The sequence below is a fragment of the Paraburkholderia sp. SIMBA_053 genome, assembly GCF_046534895.1.
GTDB lineage: Bacteria > Pseudomonadota > Gammaproteobacteria > Burkholderiales > Burkholderiaceae > Paraburkholderia > Paraburkholderia caledonica.
Genome location: NZ_JAWRXU010000954.1, coordinates 1 through 262, shown reverse-complemented (window position 1 = coordinate 262; position 262 = coordinate 1). Strand labels below are relative to the sequence as shown.

At 36.6% G+C, this 262-nt stretch carries 1 pseudogene; it reads right to left on the bottom strand.

The annotated features are described in order from the left end of the window. A pseudogene (locus tag SB753_RS38425) lies at positions 1 to 230 on the bottom strand (hypothetical protein); the annotation flags it as partial. Between the last annotated feature and the right edge of the window lie 32 nt (positions 231 to 262).

Here is a 262-nt window from a genome sequence, read left to right as displayed (position 1 = left end):
GGTGTTGCATAAAGAATACGTCCTTCTTGCGGAACTTCCGCATCATCCATTTCCATCATGAAGTCATCATAAACATCTAATACGTTATCAACTGTTAATACTTTTGCATCGGCAGTCTTTCCATTCGTAGTAAACTCAGAATACAATTTTGAAGCAGCATACTTGTCCATTTCAGGAATTTTTTGTTCATCATTAAATACGCGTGTGATGTTAGCAATAGATAAAGCCATGTTCGTTTCGTCGATATCTTTTGGATCTACCA